This window comes from Streptomyces flavotricini, assembly GCF_020639365.1.
Classification (GTDB): domain Bacteria; phylum Actinomycetota; class Actinomycetes; order Streptomycetales; family Streptomycetaceae; genus Streptomyces; species Streptomyces flavotricini.
Map to the genome: position 1 here is coordinate 2,554,819 of NZ_JAINUL010000001.1, position 14,249 is coordinate 2,569,067.

The following is a 14,249-nucleotide window of genomic DNA, read 5'->3' on the forward strand; positions in this document are numbered from 1 at the left end:
CCGGGGGGGCGACAGGCACCCGGTGCAGGAGCGCCCGGCTCCCCGCTCCGGCCCCAGGCCTCAGGCGGCCTCCCAGGGGCCGAAGACCAGACCCTGCTGGGTGGTGTCCTGGCGGGTGCAGATCAGTGCGCCGTCCGCGTCGAAGGCGGCCACGACGATGCGGCCCGCCGCGTCGACCGCCACCTGGGGGGCGTACGCGCCGTGGCCGCCGAGGGAGGCCCACCACGTGCCGTAGCCCTCGTTCTCGGTGACGTAGGCGGTGAGTTCGATGTCGCCCTCGGCTCCGCTCTGCGCGAGCACAGTGCAGTCGTAGCCGCCGACGACGGCCCGTACGACGCCCGGGGCTCCGCGGCCGCCCGCGCCGCCGAGGCCCATCAGGCCGCCCTGGACGCCCTGCCGGGCGGCCCGCCACGCGACGAGCGAGCCGTCGCCCGGATAGCGCCAGAAGTACGTCACCCGGCGCGGGCCCGTCTCACACACGGTGGGGCTGCCGGGGACGACCGGGGTGGGGATGCGGTCCGCGAGCGCGAAGCGGCCCTGGCCGATTCCCGACCACCGGTCCGCGCCGGCCGGTCCGAGGACGAGCATCTCCAGCTGACCGCCGACGGGCATCAGGGGGGTCACCCCGCTCCCGTACGGCTCCGGGGCCACCTGCTTCCAACCGCCCCACGCGCCCTCGGCGTTGCGGCTGCGGCGCAGGACGCCGCCGTGGCGCATCGAGACCAGGACGTGCGTGGAGCCGGAGCGCTGGTTGACGGCGATGCGCGGCGGGCCGGCGAGCCGGTCGTCGGCGGGGCCGCCGCGCAGCCCGGGGGTGCCGAGGCTGTGCCATTCGGTCATGGGACGTCCCGGCTGGAACTGGGTGGAGACGATGATTTCCGGCCGCCCCGAGCCGTCCTGGGCCGCCCGCAGGGCGACGAAGTGCACGTACCCCTCGGAGCTCTGCGCCATCGCGGCCGGGCCCGTCCAGCCCTCGATCCCGAACGTGTCCGGGCCGGTCCAGCCGGTGCGGGGCGCTGCGGCCTCGGTCCAGCGCATCAGGCCGTGCGGGGTGCACGCGTAGGCCGTCAGGCGGCCGTCGCCCCCCTTGAACAGCCAGTTTCCGGCCGGCGGCGAGGAACGGCGGGATCCTTGTCCGCTCGGGGGTGCGTCCTGCGCCGCGCGGAAGGAACTGGCGCCCCGTATTCCGCTTTTGCCTCGGACCACGCCGCTCTTCACCCTTCTGCCGAGAATGTCCTGCTCAAGCGGCCGCGTTCCTCACCGGAAAGAACCAGCCACTCGAAAGTGTGTCTTATGATGCACCCCATCGATAATAGAAGGGCCCTGCCTCCATGACCGACCTGCCCTCTGCCACCTCTCCTTCCTCCCGGCGCAGGCGGCGGCGCGGCGGCAAGCGTGCCCTGCGGATCGTGCTGCTGACGGTGGCCCTGCTCATCCTCGCCGCCGCCGGCGGCGGCTGGTGGGCGTACAGCCACCTCAACGGCAACATCGACAGCGTCGACCTCGACCAGGCCATCGGTGACAACCGTCCGAAGAAGGTCGTCGCGGGCGCGCAGAACGTCCTCGTACTCGGCTCCGACTCGCGCGCCGGGGCCAACGGGGACCTCGACCACGGCGACGTGAGCGGCGCCCGCTCGGACACCGCGATGCTGGTGCACATACCCGAGGGCCGGTCCAAGGCCACCGCGGTGAGCATCCCGCGCGACACCCTGATCAGCCGGCCCGAATGCAAGGACGCCGACGGCAAGACCGTCAAGGCGGCGAACCGGGTCATGTTCAACTCGGTCTACTCGCTGGCCGGTCCGGCCTGCGTGGTCAAGACCGTGGAGCAGATGTCCGGCATCCGCGTGGACCACTTCGTCGAGGTCGACTTCGCCGGCTTCAAGGGCCTGGTCGACGCGCTCGGCGGGGTCACCGTCACCCTGGACAAGCCGATGAGCGGGGCGAAGGGCGGGCTCAAGCTCGACGCGGGCACGCACCGGCTGAACGGCACCGACTCCCTCAAGTTCGTCCGTACCCGCTACGGCTACGGGGACGGCAGCGACCTCGGACGCATAGGCCTCCAGCAGCAGTTCATGATGGCGATGCTGTCGGAGATCAAGAAGCAGGACGCCCTCGGCAACCCGGCCCGGCTCTACAAACTGGCCGACGCCGGCACGAAGTCGCTGACGACCGACTCCGACCTGGCCTCCCTCACCTCCCTGGCCGACTTCGCCCAGAGCATGAAGGGCGTCGACCCGGACACCATGGAGACGATCATGCTGCCGGTCGCCTACGACAAGGTGGACCCGAACCGCGTGATCGTCGCGGAACCGCAGGCGGGCATGCTCTGGGAAGCCCTGCGCGCCGACCAGAAGATCCCGGCGGAGGCCAAGAACTCCCCCGCCAAGGGCTGACGGCGCGCGCCGCACGAGGAGCGGGCCGTACGGGAAGTCCTCCCGTACGGCCCGCTCTCGCGCGTGGGCCCATCGCCCCTAGTACTTCGCGTCCACGCCTGCCCGGCCGAGGCGGCTGTGGCTGCGGCCGTACAAGAAGTAGACGACGATGCCGATGGCCATCCAGACGCCGAAGCGGATCCAGGTCTCGGCCGGCAGGTTGAGCATCAGCCAGAGCGAGGCCGCGATCGAGAGGATCGGGATCACCGGCACCCAGGGGGTGCGGAAGGCGCGGTGCAGGTCGGGGCGGGTCTTGCGCAGGATGATCACGCCGAGGGCGACGAGCACGAAGGCGAACAGGGTCCCGATGTTCACCAGTTCCGCGAGCTTCTCCAGGCTGGTGAACCCCGCGACGATGGCGATGATCCCGCCGAGCAGCAGGGTCGCCCGGTAGGGGGTGCGGTACTTGGGGTGGGTGACGGAGAAGACGCGCGGCAGCAGTCCGTCACGGCTCATCGCGAAGAACACGCGGGTCTGGCCGAGCAGCAGGATCATGCACACGGTGATCAGGCCGACTGCCGCGCCGAGACTGATGGCACCGGAGAAGAAGGGCTGGTTCACCGACTTGAAGGCTTCGGCCAGTGGCGCCGTCGGTGACATCTCCGAGTACTTCTGCATGCCGGTGACCACCAGCGTCACGGCGACGTAGAGCACGGTACAGATCAGCAGCGAGCCGAGGATGCCGCGCGGCATGTCACGCTGGGGGTTCTTGGTCTCCTCGGCGGCGGTGGCCACGACGTCGAAGCCGATGAACGCGAAGAAGATGAGGGAGGCCGCGGTGAAGATGCCCATGACGCCGAAGTTGGTGGGCGCGTAGCCGAACATCAGCTGGACCAGTGGCGCGTGCAGGTCGTTGCCCGCCTCCTGCGGCTGGGCCGGGGGGATGAACGGCGAGTAGTTGTCGGCCTTGATGAAGAACAGGCCCGCGACGATGACCAACAGGACCACGAAGACCTTGATGGCGACCACGACCGCGGTGATCCGCGCCGAGAGCTTCGTCCCGATGACCAGGATCGCCGTCAGCGCCAGGACCAGCAGGAAGGCCAGCAGGTCGAAGCTTCCTCCCGCGTCCGGTCCGGCCAGTGCGGTGGGCAGGTCCCAGCCCAGGTTGGTATGCATCAGGTGGCGCACGTACCCGGACCAGCCGACCGCCACGACCGCCGTGCCGAGCGCGAACTCCAGCACCAGGTCCCAGCCGATGATCCAGGCGGGCAGCTCACCGATCGAGGCGTACGAGAAGGTGTACGCGGATCCGGCCACCGGAACGGTGGACGCGAACTCGGCGTAGCAGAGCGCCGCGAGAGCGCAGACGATGCCCGCGGCCACGAAGGCCAGGGACGTGGCGGGTCCGGCGTTGTTCCGGGCCGCGATGCCCGTGAGGACGAAGATGCCGGTGCCGATGATGACACCGACACCGAAAACCGTCAGGTCCCAGGCGGAGAGCGACTTCCGGAGCGCGTGTTCCGGCTCCTCCGTGTCACGGATGGACTGCTCGACCGTCTTGGTGCGGAAGACGCTGTTCAGGTCCTTGCTCACCGACGCACCTCCGACAGGTGACGACGCACACGAACGGGCCGGGAGGCCCACCCCTCAAGGGTGATCTCCCGGCCCGTGACGTGCAACCGCGCGATCGGCGGTGACCGGATACGGTCGCCGGAGCTAGTCGACGGCTGCGGCCGGCTCGCTGTCGTAGCGTCCGTCCAGCTTGGCGACCAGGCCGGTGACCTGCCGGGCGATGTCCGGAGCGGTCAGACCGATCTCGGCCATGATCTCCTTGCGCAGCGCGTGGTCCAGGAAGCGCTGCGGGATGCCGAAGTCGCGCAGCGGTACGTCGACGCCCGCGTCGCGCAGGGCCTGCGCGACGGCGGAGCCCACACCGCCGGTGCGGCCGTTGTCCTCGACGGTGACGACCACGCGGTGCCGCTCCGCGAGCGGGGCCAGGGCCTCGTCCACGGGCTTGACCCAGCGGGGGTCGACGACGGTCGTGGAGATGCCCTGCTTGTCGAGCAGGTCGGCGATCTCCAGACACATCGGGGCGAGCGCGCCGACCGAGACGAGCAGTACGTCCGGACGGGTGACCTCGGCCCCCGGGGCGCGCAGTACGTCCATGCCGCCGATCCGGCCGACGGCCGGGACGGCCGGGCCGACGACGCCCTTGGAGTAGCGCACGACGGTCGGGGCGTCCTTGACCTCGACGGCCTCGCGCAGTTGGGCGCGCAGCTGCTCGGCGTCGCGCGGTGCGGCGAGCCGCAGGCCGGGGACGATCTGCAGGATGGACATGTCCCACATGCCGTTGTGGGAGGCGCCGTCGTCGCCGGTGACACCGGCGCGGTCCAGGACGAAGGTGACCCCGCACTTGTGCAGGGCGACGTCCATCAGGACCTGGTCGAAGGCGCGGTTGAGGAAGGTCGCGTAGACCGCGAAGACCGGGTGGACGCCGCCGGTGGCCAGGCCCGCCGCCGAGGTGGCGGCGTGCTGTTCGGCGATGCCGACATCGTAGATCCGGTTCGGGAAGGCCTCGGCGAACTTGTTGAGGCCGACCGGGTGGAGCATGGCGGCGGTGATGCCGACGATGTCCTCGCGCTCGTGGCCGAGCTTGACCATCTCGTCGGCGAAGACGGAGGTCCAGCTGGCCGCGGCGGTCTTCACCGGCAGGCCGGTGTCCGGGTGGATCACGCCGACCGCGTGGAACCGGTCCGCCTCGTGCTCCAGGGCCGGGGTGTAGCCGCGGCCCTTCTGGGTGAGGCAGTGCACGATGACCGGGCCGCTGAAGCGCTTGGCGCGCTGCAGGGCGGACTCCAGGGCCTCGATGTCGTGGCCGTCGATCGGGCCGATGTACTTCAGGCCCAGGTCCTCGAACATGCCCTGCGGGGCGATGAAGTCCTTGAGGCCCTTCTTGGCGCCGTGCAGGGTCTCGAAGAGCGGCTTCCCGACGACCGGGGTGCGCTCCAGGAGCTCCTTGCCGCGGGCCAGGAAGCGCTCGTAGCCGTCCGTGGTGCGCAGGGTGGCCAGGTGGTTCGCGAGGCCGCCGATGGTGGGGCCGTACGAGCGCTCGTTGTCGTTGACCACGATGACCAGCGGGCGGTCCTTGGCGGCGGCGATGTTGTTCAGCGCCTCCCAGGCCATGCCGCCGGTCAGCGCGCCGTCGCCGATGACGGCGGCGACGTGGTGGTCCTCGCGGCCGAGCACCTCGTTGGCCTTGGCCAGGCCGTCGGCCCAGCCCAGCACGGTGGAGGCGTGCGAGTTCTCGATGACGTCGTGGTCGGACTCGGCGCGCGAGGGGTAGCCGGACAGGCCGCCCTTGCTGCGCAGGCCGCCGAAGTCCTGGCGGCCCGTGAGCAGCTTGTGGACGTAGGCCTGGTGGCCGGTGTCGAAGAGGACCTTGTCCTTGGGCGAGTCGAAGACCCGGTGCAGGGCGATCGTCAGTTCGACCACCCCGAGGTTGGGGCCGAGGTGCCCGCCGGTCTTGGAGACGGCGTCGACGAGGAAGGACCTGATCTCGGCGGCGAGCTGGTCGAGCTCCTCCTGGCTGAGCCGGTCCAGATCGCGCGGTCCCTTGATGCGGGGCAGCAGCACCCGTGCCTCCTTGCAGTTGCTTGCTGGTCTGTCGAGTCTAATGTTCCGCTCGCGGCGGTGGTCATCGGGCCGTCCCTGGTGGGTCACGCCTTTGTCATACATCTACACGCCGCCGCTCGGTCACACATCCCAAACGGGCGTATATCCGCACAGTCGCACACACATACGTACGCACGGATGCCCGGCGCCACACGAAGTGGCGCCGGGCACTGTGACCGTTCTTACCGCATCGGGCGCGGTGTCAGGCGCGTCCGGCCGTCTTCTGGGTCTTGCGGGTGACCGAGTCGATCACCACGGTCGCCAGCAGCACCGCACCGGTGATCATGTACTGGATCGGGGTGGCGATGCCCTGGAGAGCCAGACCGTACTGGATCGAGGTGATGACCATGACACCGAGGAGGGCGTTCCAGGTACGGCCCCGGCCGCCGAAGAGGCTGGTGCCGCCGATCACGGCCGCCGCGATCACGTTCATCAGCAGGTCGCCGGCGCCGGCGCTCTGGTTGGCCGCCGCGATCTTGGAGGCCCAGAACAGTCCGCCGATGGCGGCGAAGGTGCCCGCGATGGCGAAGACCGTGATGCGGATCCCGGTGACGTTGATGCCCGCGCGCCGGGAGGCCTCGACGCTGCCGCCGAGCGCGAAGATGCTGCGGCCGAACGAGGTGCGGCGCAGGATGAAGTCCGTGCCGACCAGGACGAGCACGAAGAGCACCACCGCGAGCGGGAGGCCCTTGTACTGGTTGAACACCGCGGCGGGACCGAAGGTGAACAGGGCCAGCAGGCCCGTGCGCAGGGCGATCTCGCTCACCGGGCGGGACGGGATCCCCGCGGCCTCGCGGCGCCGGTTGTCGAAGAAGCTGGCCAGGAAGTACCCGACCACCGCGACCGCGGCGAGGCCGTAGCCGGCCGCGACGTCCGTGAAGAAGTACGTGGTGAGCTGGCCCACCGGACCGTCGGGGTCGATGTTGATCGTGCCGTTGCTGCCGAGGATCTGCAGCATGGCGCCGGACCAGAAGAGCAGGCCCGACAGGGTGACCGCGAAGGCCGGTGCGCCGATCCTGGCGAAGAAGAAGCCGTGGATTGCGCCGATCAGGGCACCCGCCGCGACCGCCGCCAGGATCGCCACCCACTGGTTGACCCCGTGGGTGACGGCCATGACGGCGAAGAGGGCGCCCGAGACACCGCTGACGGAGCCGACCGAAAGGTCGATCTCGCCGAGCAGGAGCACGAAGATGATGCCCACGGCCATCATGCCGGTGGCGACCATCGTGATCGCGATGTTGGTCAGGTTCTCCGGGGACAGGAAGTTCGCGTTCAGCCCCTGGAAGATGCCGCAGATGACGATCAGGCCGATGACGACCGGGACGGAGCCCAGGTCGCCGGCCCTCATCTTGCGGCCGAACTCGCTCAGGTAGCCGGACAGGCCCTGCTCGCGGACGAGCAGGCGCGGGTCGACCGCGGGGATGGCGTCCGCCGGGGCGGAGGGGTTGGCCAGCTGGGCCACCTCTTCCGCCGAGGTGTGGTGTTCGGTGCTCACTTGCCGGCCTCCCCGGTGCGGGCCGCGCGGCGGGTCACGGCGTTGTCCGTGGCACCCGTGATGGCGGAGATGATCTCTTCCTGCGACGTGTCCTTGACATTGAAGACGCCGTTGTTGCGGCCCAGCCGCAGGACCGCCACCTTGTCGGCGACGGCCTTCACATCGGCCATGTTGTGGCTGATGAGGATGACGGCGTGGCCGCGCTCGCGCAGCCGCTCCACCAGGTCGAGGACCTGTGCGGTCTGCTCGACGCCGAGGGCCGCCGTGGGCTCGTCGAGGATGACGAGCTTGGGCTCGCCCAGCATCGAACGGGCGATCGCCACGGTCTGGCGCTGACCGCCGGAGAGCGAGGCGATGGGGATGCGGACACTGGGGATCCGGATGGACAGGGTGGTCAGGAGCTCGCGGGCGCGGCGCTCCATCTCCACCTCGTCCAGGACGCCGCGGCGCTTGAGCTCGCGACCCAGGAAGAGGTTGCCGACGACATCGATGTTGTCGCACAGCGCGAGGTCCTGGTAGACCGTCGCGATGCCCAGGTTCTGGGCGTCGTGGGGCTTGCTGATCGAGACCGGCTTGCCTTCCCACTCGATGACTCCGTCATCGATGGGGTGGACGCCGGCGATCGTCTTGACGAGCGTGGACTTGCCGGCGCCGTTGTCGCCGACCAGGGCGACCACCTCGCCGGAATGGATCTCGAGCTCTACGTCGGTGAGCGCCTGGACGGCACCGAATCGCTTCGAGACCCCTCGCAACGCCAGCACGGGCGCAGCGGACACATGAACCATCTCCTTCGCCGCCTGACCGGCGGGGATGTCGTGCAGTAAGTGCAGGAGCGGGGTGGGGTGGGGGAAATCGTTTCTGCCCGGCGCCCCGCGGGTGGCGGGGAAGGAAGGGGCGGGGCGCCGGGCAGGCGCGGGGGTCCCGGTGTCCGGAGGCCGCGGGGGCGGGCCTCCGGCCGGCGGGACGACGGGGCCTGGTGAGGCCCGGGGCCCGGGTGGGCCCGCAGGGCCTACTTCAGGCCGAGGGTGGTGCAGGCGGCCGCGTACTTGTCGGTGCAGATCTCGTCGGCCGTGTAGACACCGTCCTTGATGACAGTGTCCTTGATGTTGCTCTTCGTCAGCGAGACGACGGGGACCAGGACCGACGCGATGCCCTTGGTGGTGGGGCTGTCGACCTTGGAGGTGGTGACACCGTCGAGCTTCTCGCCCTTGGCGAGCGCGACGGCCATCTTCGCGGCGGCCTCGGCCTCGGGGGCGTACGGCTTGTAGACGCTCATGAACTGCTCGCCCGCGACGATGCGCTGCACGCCGGCGAGTTCCGCGTCCTGGCCGGTGACCGGGGGCAGCGGGTCCATGCCGGCGGCCTTGAGGGCGGTGATGATGCCGCCGGCCATGCCGTCGTTGGCGGAGTAGACGCCGACGATCTTGTCCTTGCCCAGCGCGGAGATCGCACCCGCCATGTTGGTGTTGGCGTTCTCCGGCTTCCACTCCTTGGTGTCGTACTCCTTGCCGATGGTCACCTTGCCATCGAGGACGGAGTGCGCGCCCTTCTTGAAGAGCGCGGCGTTCGGGTCGGTGACCGAACCGTTCATCATGACGATCTGGCCGGATCCGGCCTTGTCGCCCAGGGCCTCCAGCAGTGCCTTGCCCTGGACCTTGCCGACCTCTTCGTTGTCGAAGGAGGTGTAGGCGTCGATCGGACCCTCGGCGAGGCGGTCGTAGGCCACGACGGGGATGCCCGCCTCCTTGGCCTTCTTGACCGAGCCGGCGATGGCCTTGGAGTCCACCGCGTCGACGACGAGGACGTTCACCTTGTTGGTGATCATCGTGTCGACCTGGGAGTTCTGCGTGGTCGCGTCCTGCTTGGCGTTGGCGTAGACCACCTCGGCCTTGCCACCGGTGAGTTCGGCGACCTTCTTCTCGAAGAGCGGCTTGTCGAACTTCTCGTAACGCGCGGTCTGGTTCTCCGGCAGGAGCAGACCGATCTTGATCGCGCCACCCGCGGCGGCGGAGCCGGACTCCTTCGGCTTCTCGCCGGCCTCCTTGGCGCTGCCACAGGCGGCAAGGGAAGCGGCCATGGCGGTGGCGGCAACGGCAACGGCGGCTCTGCGCATACGCGTGTTCATTTCCTGAACCTCCCTGACGAGGCCGCAACATTGCGGCCGAGGTGGACGTGAGTCAACCTCGGCCGCAGTTTGCCGTCAAGGAGTGAATCCTTAACGAGATGACAACGGTGCCATCCGTTATCTAACTGAAGGCAAGAGCTTGAGGGTCGGAGATCCGGCCAGAAGGGTCGAATCGCCCATCTCGCTGAGCACCAGGGCCAGCGCGCCCAGCACCTCCGCACGTCCCCCCAACGACCCCGTGAGCACCGAGAGTTGGCGTGCCGCGCTGGGGATCGCGTACCTCCCCACGGACTCGCGTATGGGGGCCAGGATCAGCTCACCGGCCTCCGCCAGCGAACCGCCGAGCACCACGCGGCTGGGATTGAGGACGTTGCACAGGTTCGCGACACCACTACCCACATGGCGGCCCACGTCGGCGATCACGCGGCGGCAGCCCGGGTCACCCTCCCGGGCCAGCTCGACCACGCGCTCCATGGTGAGCTCGGGCCCGTGCGTGCTCTGCAGCAGCGGCAGTACGTACCGGGCCGCCGCGAAGGTCTCCAGGCAGCCGCGGTTGCCGCAGCGGCAGACCGGGCCGGACTCGTCGAGGGTGATGTGCCCGATCTCCCCGGCGGTGCCGCCGGGCCCCCGGTAGATCTGCCCGTTGATCACGAGGCCGGCGCCGACGCCGCTCGCCACCTTGATGTACGCGAGGTCCTTGACCCCCCGGCCGCTCCCCCACACCAGCTCCCCGAGCGCTCCGAGGTTGGCGTCGTTGTCCACGTACACGGGCACGCCGAGGCGCTGCGAGAGCTCCTGGCGCGGATTGATGCCGGCCCAGCCCGGCAGGATCGCCGTGGAGCCCAGGGTCCCGGACTCCACGTCGATGGGGCCGGGCACGCCGAGCCCGACGCCGATGACCTTCTCCAGGCCCACCCCGATGCCCGCGATCAGCTCTCCGACCAGGGCTTCGGCCCGGTCGAAGCCGTCCGCCCAGGAGGCGTCCACGTCCAGCGGGGCCGACTCCTCGGCCAGGACCTGGTGGGCGAGGTTGCCGACGGCCACCCGCAGGTGGGTGTGGCCGAAGTCCACGCCGATCACGATGCCCGCGTCACCGCTGAGCGAGACGCTGCGCGCCCGCCGGCCGCCCGCCGAGGTGTCCGTGACCTCGACGGTCCCACCCTCCTTGAGCTCGCGGACGATGTTGGAGACCGTGGCCGCCGACAGTCCGGTGGACCGGGCGATCTCCGCCTGGGTCAGCGAACCCGCGAGCCGCACCGCCCGCACGACCCGTTCGAGATTCGCGCGGTGCAGTGAAGACTGCGATCCGGGAGTCTGCACGACTCATCCACTCCTGCCCATTAGCGACGGCTGACCGTCGCCCCCCGAGCCGGCGGTCGCGGCTTGGTGCTCCGAGACCCCGGCGTCTCTCCAACTTGTGAACCTTAAGTCGAGCCTTTGGCCCTCCAGACGTCAAGAGGCTGACGCAGAACGAATCGGCCACTACCGGTCATAAGTATGAGAGACATCCCTCTGGATCGTGTTACGGTCGCTGAGGCAACCGGTTCTCTGCGGCTTTCCGGCCGGATCGGGTGCCCCGTGATGACGGCGCTACGCAAGGAGGTGTTCGGGATGAGTCCCGATCGAAGTCTTTGCAGCGCTCTCGTCGGCTGACCTGATCAGCTGATCTCTTCTTTCTTCTCCCCCTCCTTTCCCTTCCGCATGCCCCGGCGCTTGCGCCCGGCATGCGTCATCCATGCCCATCGGCGTGTCCGACGGCCGTTTCGTGCCCTCTCGCGCCGATCCATGATCACTCCCCGTGACCGCGCGGCTTCGTGCTGCCCGGACGCGGTGGAGGGAGGTATTCGTCATGACCATGCTCACCCCCCGTACCCCGACCAAGCTCGCACCGCCGGGCAAGGGCCGCCGCGAGCGCAAGGCCGCCGAGCTGGAGACCCGTACCCGGCTCGCCGGAGAGCAGCTCACGGGCTTCAGCGCCCGCCCCGGCGCCTCGGTCCTCCAGGAGCTCGGCGCCACCCGCAGTGGTCTCACGCACGCCGAGGCGGCCCTGCGCCTGGAGCGGCACGGCGCCAACGTCGTCGCCCACGAGCGCGCCCCGCGCTGGTGGTTCCAGCTGGCGAAGGCGTTCTGGAACCCCTTCATCGGCGTCCTCGTCTTCCTCGCCGCCGTCATGTGGTGGCAGGACCCCGCCGATCCGGGCGTCGTCATCCTCTCCGTGATGGTGGGGATCAGCGGACTGCTGCGCTTCTGGCAGGAGTTCCGCTCCGGCCGGGCCGCCGACGCGCTGAAGAAGCTCGTCACCACCACCTGCGCGGTGCAGCGCCGGGCCGGCAGCGGCTCGGCGCCGACCACCTTCGAGGTGCCCATGGACCAGGTGGTCCCGGGTGACGTGGTGAAGCTGGCCGCCGGCGATCTGATCCCGGCCGACCTGCGGCTCATCACCTCCAAGGACCTGATGGTCGGCCAGGCCGCGCTGTCCGGCGAGTCCCTGCCGGTCGCCAAGGCCGACACGCGTACGGACGACCGGGGCCAGTTCGAGACCACCGACCCCGTCGAGGCCAGCAACCTCTGCCTGATGGGCACGTCGGTCACCTCCGGCACCGCCACCGGCGTGGTCGTCGCCACCGGCGCCGACACCTACTTCGGCTCGATGGCCGGCTCGCTGGTCGGCGAGCGCCCGCAGACCAATTTCGACAACGGCGTGCGCAAGGTCAGCTTCCTGCTGATCCGCTTCATGCTGGTCATGGTCCCGGTCGTGTTCGCGATCAACGGCCTGACCAAGGGCGACTGGGACGAAGCCTTCCTCTTCGGCATCGCCGTGGCCGTCGGCCTGACCCCCGAGATGCTGCCGATGGTCGTCTCCGCCAACCTGGCGCGCGGCGCGGTCGCCATGTCCAAGCACAAGGTCGTCGTCAAGCGCCTCAACGCGATCCAGAACCTGGGCGCCATGGACGTGCTCTGCACCGACAAGACCGGCACCCTCACCGAGGACCGCATCGTCCTGGACCGCTACCTGGACGTGCACGGCGACGAGGACGACGAGGTCCTGGAGTACGGGTACCTCAACTCGCACTTCCAGACCGGCCTGAAGAACCTGATGGACCAGGCGGTCATCAACCGCGTGGACGAGGCCGAGGAGGTTGTCGTCGACGCACGGTTCTCGATGGTCGACGAGATCCCCTTCGACTTCGCCCGCCGCCGGATGTCCGTGGTCCTGGACCGCAACAGCGTCGTGGCCGGCCTCGGCCGCCCCGAGCACGTCATGATCACCAAGGGTGCGGTGGAGGAGGTCCTGGACCTGTGCACCCACATGCGCGACCGCGGCCGGAGGGTCGAACTCACCGGTCAGCTGCGCGCCCACGTCACCCGCATCGCAGAGGACAACAACCGCCGGGGCCTGCGCGTCCTCGCCGTCGCCACCCGCACCGTGGACACCCCGCGGGACACCTACTCCGTCGCCGACGAGGAGCGGCTGACCCTGGTCGGCTTCCTCGCCTTCCTCGACCCGCCGAAGGCCGACGCCGCCCGGGCCCTGCAGGCCCTGGCCGACAAGGGCATCGCGGTCAAGGTCGTCACCGGCGACAACGACCTGGTGGCCGCCCGGGTCTGCGCGGACGTCGGCCTCGACGTCGGGCACGTGGTGCTCGGCGCCGAGATCGACCCCCTCGACGACACGGCGCTGCGCGCGCTGGCCGCCCGTACGACGGTCTTCGCCAAGGTGAACCCGGTCCAGAAGGCACGCATCGTACGGGCCCTGCAGGCCGACGGGCACACCGTCGGCTTCCTCGGGGACGGCATCAACGACGCTGCCGCGCTGCGCGACGCCGATGTCGGCATCTCCGTCGACACCGCGGTCGACATCGCCAAGGAGTCGGCGGACATCATTCTGCTGGAGAAGGACCTGACCGTCCTGGAACAGGGCGTGATCCAGGGCCGGACCACCTTCGGCAACACGATCAAGTACGTCAAGATGACGGCCTCGTCGAACTTCGGCAACGTCTTCTCGGTCCTGGTCGCGAGCGCGTTCATCCCGTTCCAGCCGATGCTCGCGATCATGCTGCTGGTGCAGAACCTGGTCTACGACATCGCCCAGCTGGCCACGCCGTGGGACCGGATGGACGAGGAGTACCTCCGCAAGCCCCGCAACTGGGACGCCAAGGGCATCGGCCGCTTCATGGTCTGCATCGGCCCGATCAGCTCGATCTTCGACATCGCGATGTTCGTGATCATGTGGAACGTGTTCGCGGCCGACAGCGAGGCGCACCAGGCGCTGTTCCAGTCCGGCTGGTTCATCGAGGGCCTGCTCTCGCAGACCCTGATCGTCCACATGATCCGTACCCGGAAGATCCCGTTCATCCAGTCCCGCGCCTCCTGGCCGGTGATGGTGATGACCGTCCTCGCGGTGCTGACCGGGCTGTACCTGCCCTTCTCGCCGCTGGCCGCCTCGCTGGGCTTCGTGCCCCTGCCGGCGAGCTACTTCCCGTGGCTGATCGGCGTGCTGCTGGCGTACTGCACGCTCACGCAGCTGCTGAAGACCCTGTACATCCGCAGGTTCGGCACCTGGCTGTAGACGGCCGCG

Annotated in this window: 9 protein-coding genes; 2 read left to right on the forward strand and 7 right to left on the reverse strand. The window is 69.5% G+C overall.

The features are described from left to right. Positions 1 to 60: 60 nt before the first annotated feature. The gene (locus K7B10_RS11445; RefSeq protein ID WP_229336003.1) at positions 61 to 1,206 is read right to left on the reverse strand and encodes a PLL family lectin; all 1,146 of its coding nucleotides are present in this window, start codon (positions 1,204 to 1,206) and stop codon (positions 61 to 63) included. 125 nt (positions 1,207 to 1,331) lie between these two features. Here K7B10_RS11445 and K7B10_RS11450 point away from each other — a divergent pair, with 125 nt between their 5' ends. Next, a complete protein-coding gene (locus K7B10_RS11450; RefSeq protein WP_229336004.1) occupies positions 1,332 to 2,396 on the forward strand; it encodes an LCP family protein in 1,065 nt (354 codons plus the stop codon). Positions 2,397 to 2,474: 78 nt separating this feature from the next. Here the strand turns inward: K7B10_RS11450 and K7B10_RS11455 are convergent, their stop codons facing one another. The 6 genes from K7B10_RS11455 to K7B10_RS11480 all read right to left on the reverse strand — a co-directional run bounded on the left by K7B10_RS11455 (position 2,475) and on the right by K7B10_RS11480 (position 10,990). Continuing rightward, complete coding sequence (locus K7B10_RS11455; protein WP_229336005.1) at positions 2,475 to 3,971, reverse strand: amino acid permease; 1,497 nt, start codon at positions 3,969 to 3,971, stop codon at positions 2,475 to 2,477. Between the two features lie 123 nt (positions 3,972 to 4,094). Beyond that, positions 4,095 to 6,011, reverse strand: a complete 1,917-nt coding sequence (gene dxs, locus K7B10_RS11460; protein WP_229336006.1) for a 1-deoxy-D-xylulose-5-phosphate synthase — start codon at positions 6,009 to 6,011, stop codon at positions 4,095 to 4,097. A gap of 241 nt (positions 6,012 to 6,252) precedes the next feature. Then, positions 6,253 to 7,512 carry a sugar ABC transporter permease gene (locus tag K7B10_RS11465; RefSeq protein ID WP_229344947.1) on the reverse strand — a complete coding sequence of 420 codons (1,260 nt, stop codon included), beginning with the start codon at positions 7,510 to 7,512 and terminating at the stop codon, positions 6,253 to 6,255. A 29-nt stretch (positions 7,513 to 7,541) separates the two neighbouring features. Further along, on the reverse strand, positions 7,542 to 8,330 hold the full coding sequence (locus tag K7B10_RS11470; protein WP_030863128.1) for an ATP-binding cassette domain-containing protein: 789 nt from the start codon (positions 8,328 to 8,330) through the stop codon (positions 7,542 to 7,544). A 224-nt stretch (positions 8,331 to 8,554) separates the two neighbouring features. Next, positions 8,555 to 9,670, reverse strand: coding sequence for a substrate-binding domain-containing protein (locus tag K7B10_RS11475; protein WP_229336007.1), 1,116 nt, complete (start codon positions 9,668 to 9,670; stop codon positions 8,555 to 8,557). A gap of 117 nt (positions 9,671 to 9,787) precedes the next feature. Beyond that, positions 9,788 to 10,990 (reverse strand): ROK family transcriptional regulator, encoded by a 1,203-nt coding sequence (locus K7B10_RS11480; RefSeq protein WP_229336008.1) that lies wholly within the window; start codon positions 10,988 to 10,990, stop codon positions 9,788 to 9,790. A gap of 529 nt (positions 10,991 to 11,519) precedes the next feature. On the opposite strand from K7B10_RS11480, the gene mgtA reads away from it, so the two are divergent. Further along, complete coding sequence (gene mgtA, locus K7B10_RS11485; protein WP_229336009.1) at positions 11,520 to 14,240, forward strand: magnesium-translocating P-type ATPase; 2,721 nt, start codon at positions 11,520 to 11,522, stop codon at positions 14,238 to 14,240. Positions 14,241 to 14,249: the final 9 nt, after the last annotated feature.

What these genes read in the sequence shown, in the direction of transcription:
- K7B10_RS11475 (WP_229336007.1), bottom strand. Translation starts at nt 9,670, where the DNA reads ATGAACACGCGTATGCGCAGAGCCGCCGTTGCCGTTGCCGCCACCGCC.
- mgtA (WP_229336009.1), top strand. Translation starts at nt 11,520, where the DNA reads ATGACCATGCTCACCCCCCGTACCCCGACCAAGCTCGCACCGCCGGGC.
- K7B10_RS11470 (WP_030863128.1), bottom strand. Translation starts at nt 8,330, where the DNA reads ATGGTTCATGTGTCCGCTGCGCCCGTGCTGGCGTTGCGAGGGGTCTCG.
- K7B10_RS11450 (WP_229336004.1), top strand. Translation starts at nt 1,332, where the DNA reads ATGACCGACCTGCCCTCTGCCACCTCTCCTTCCTCCCGGCGCAGGCGG.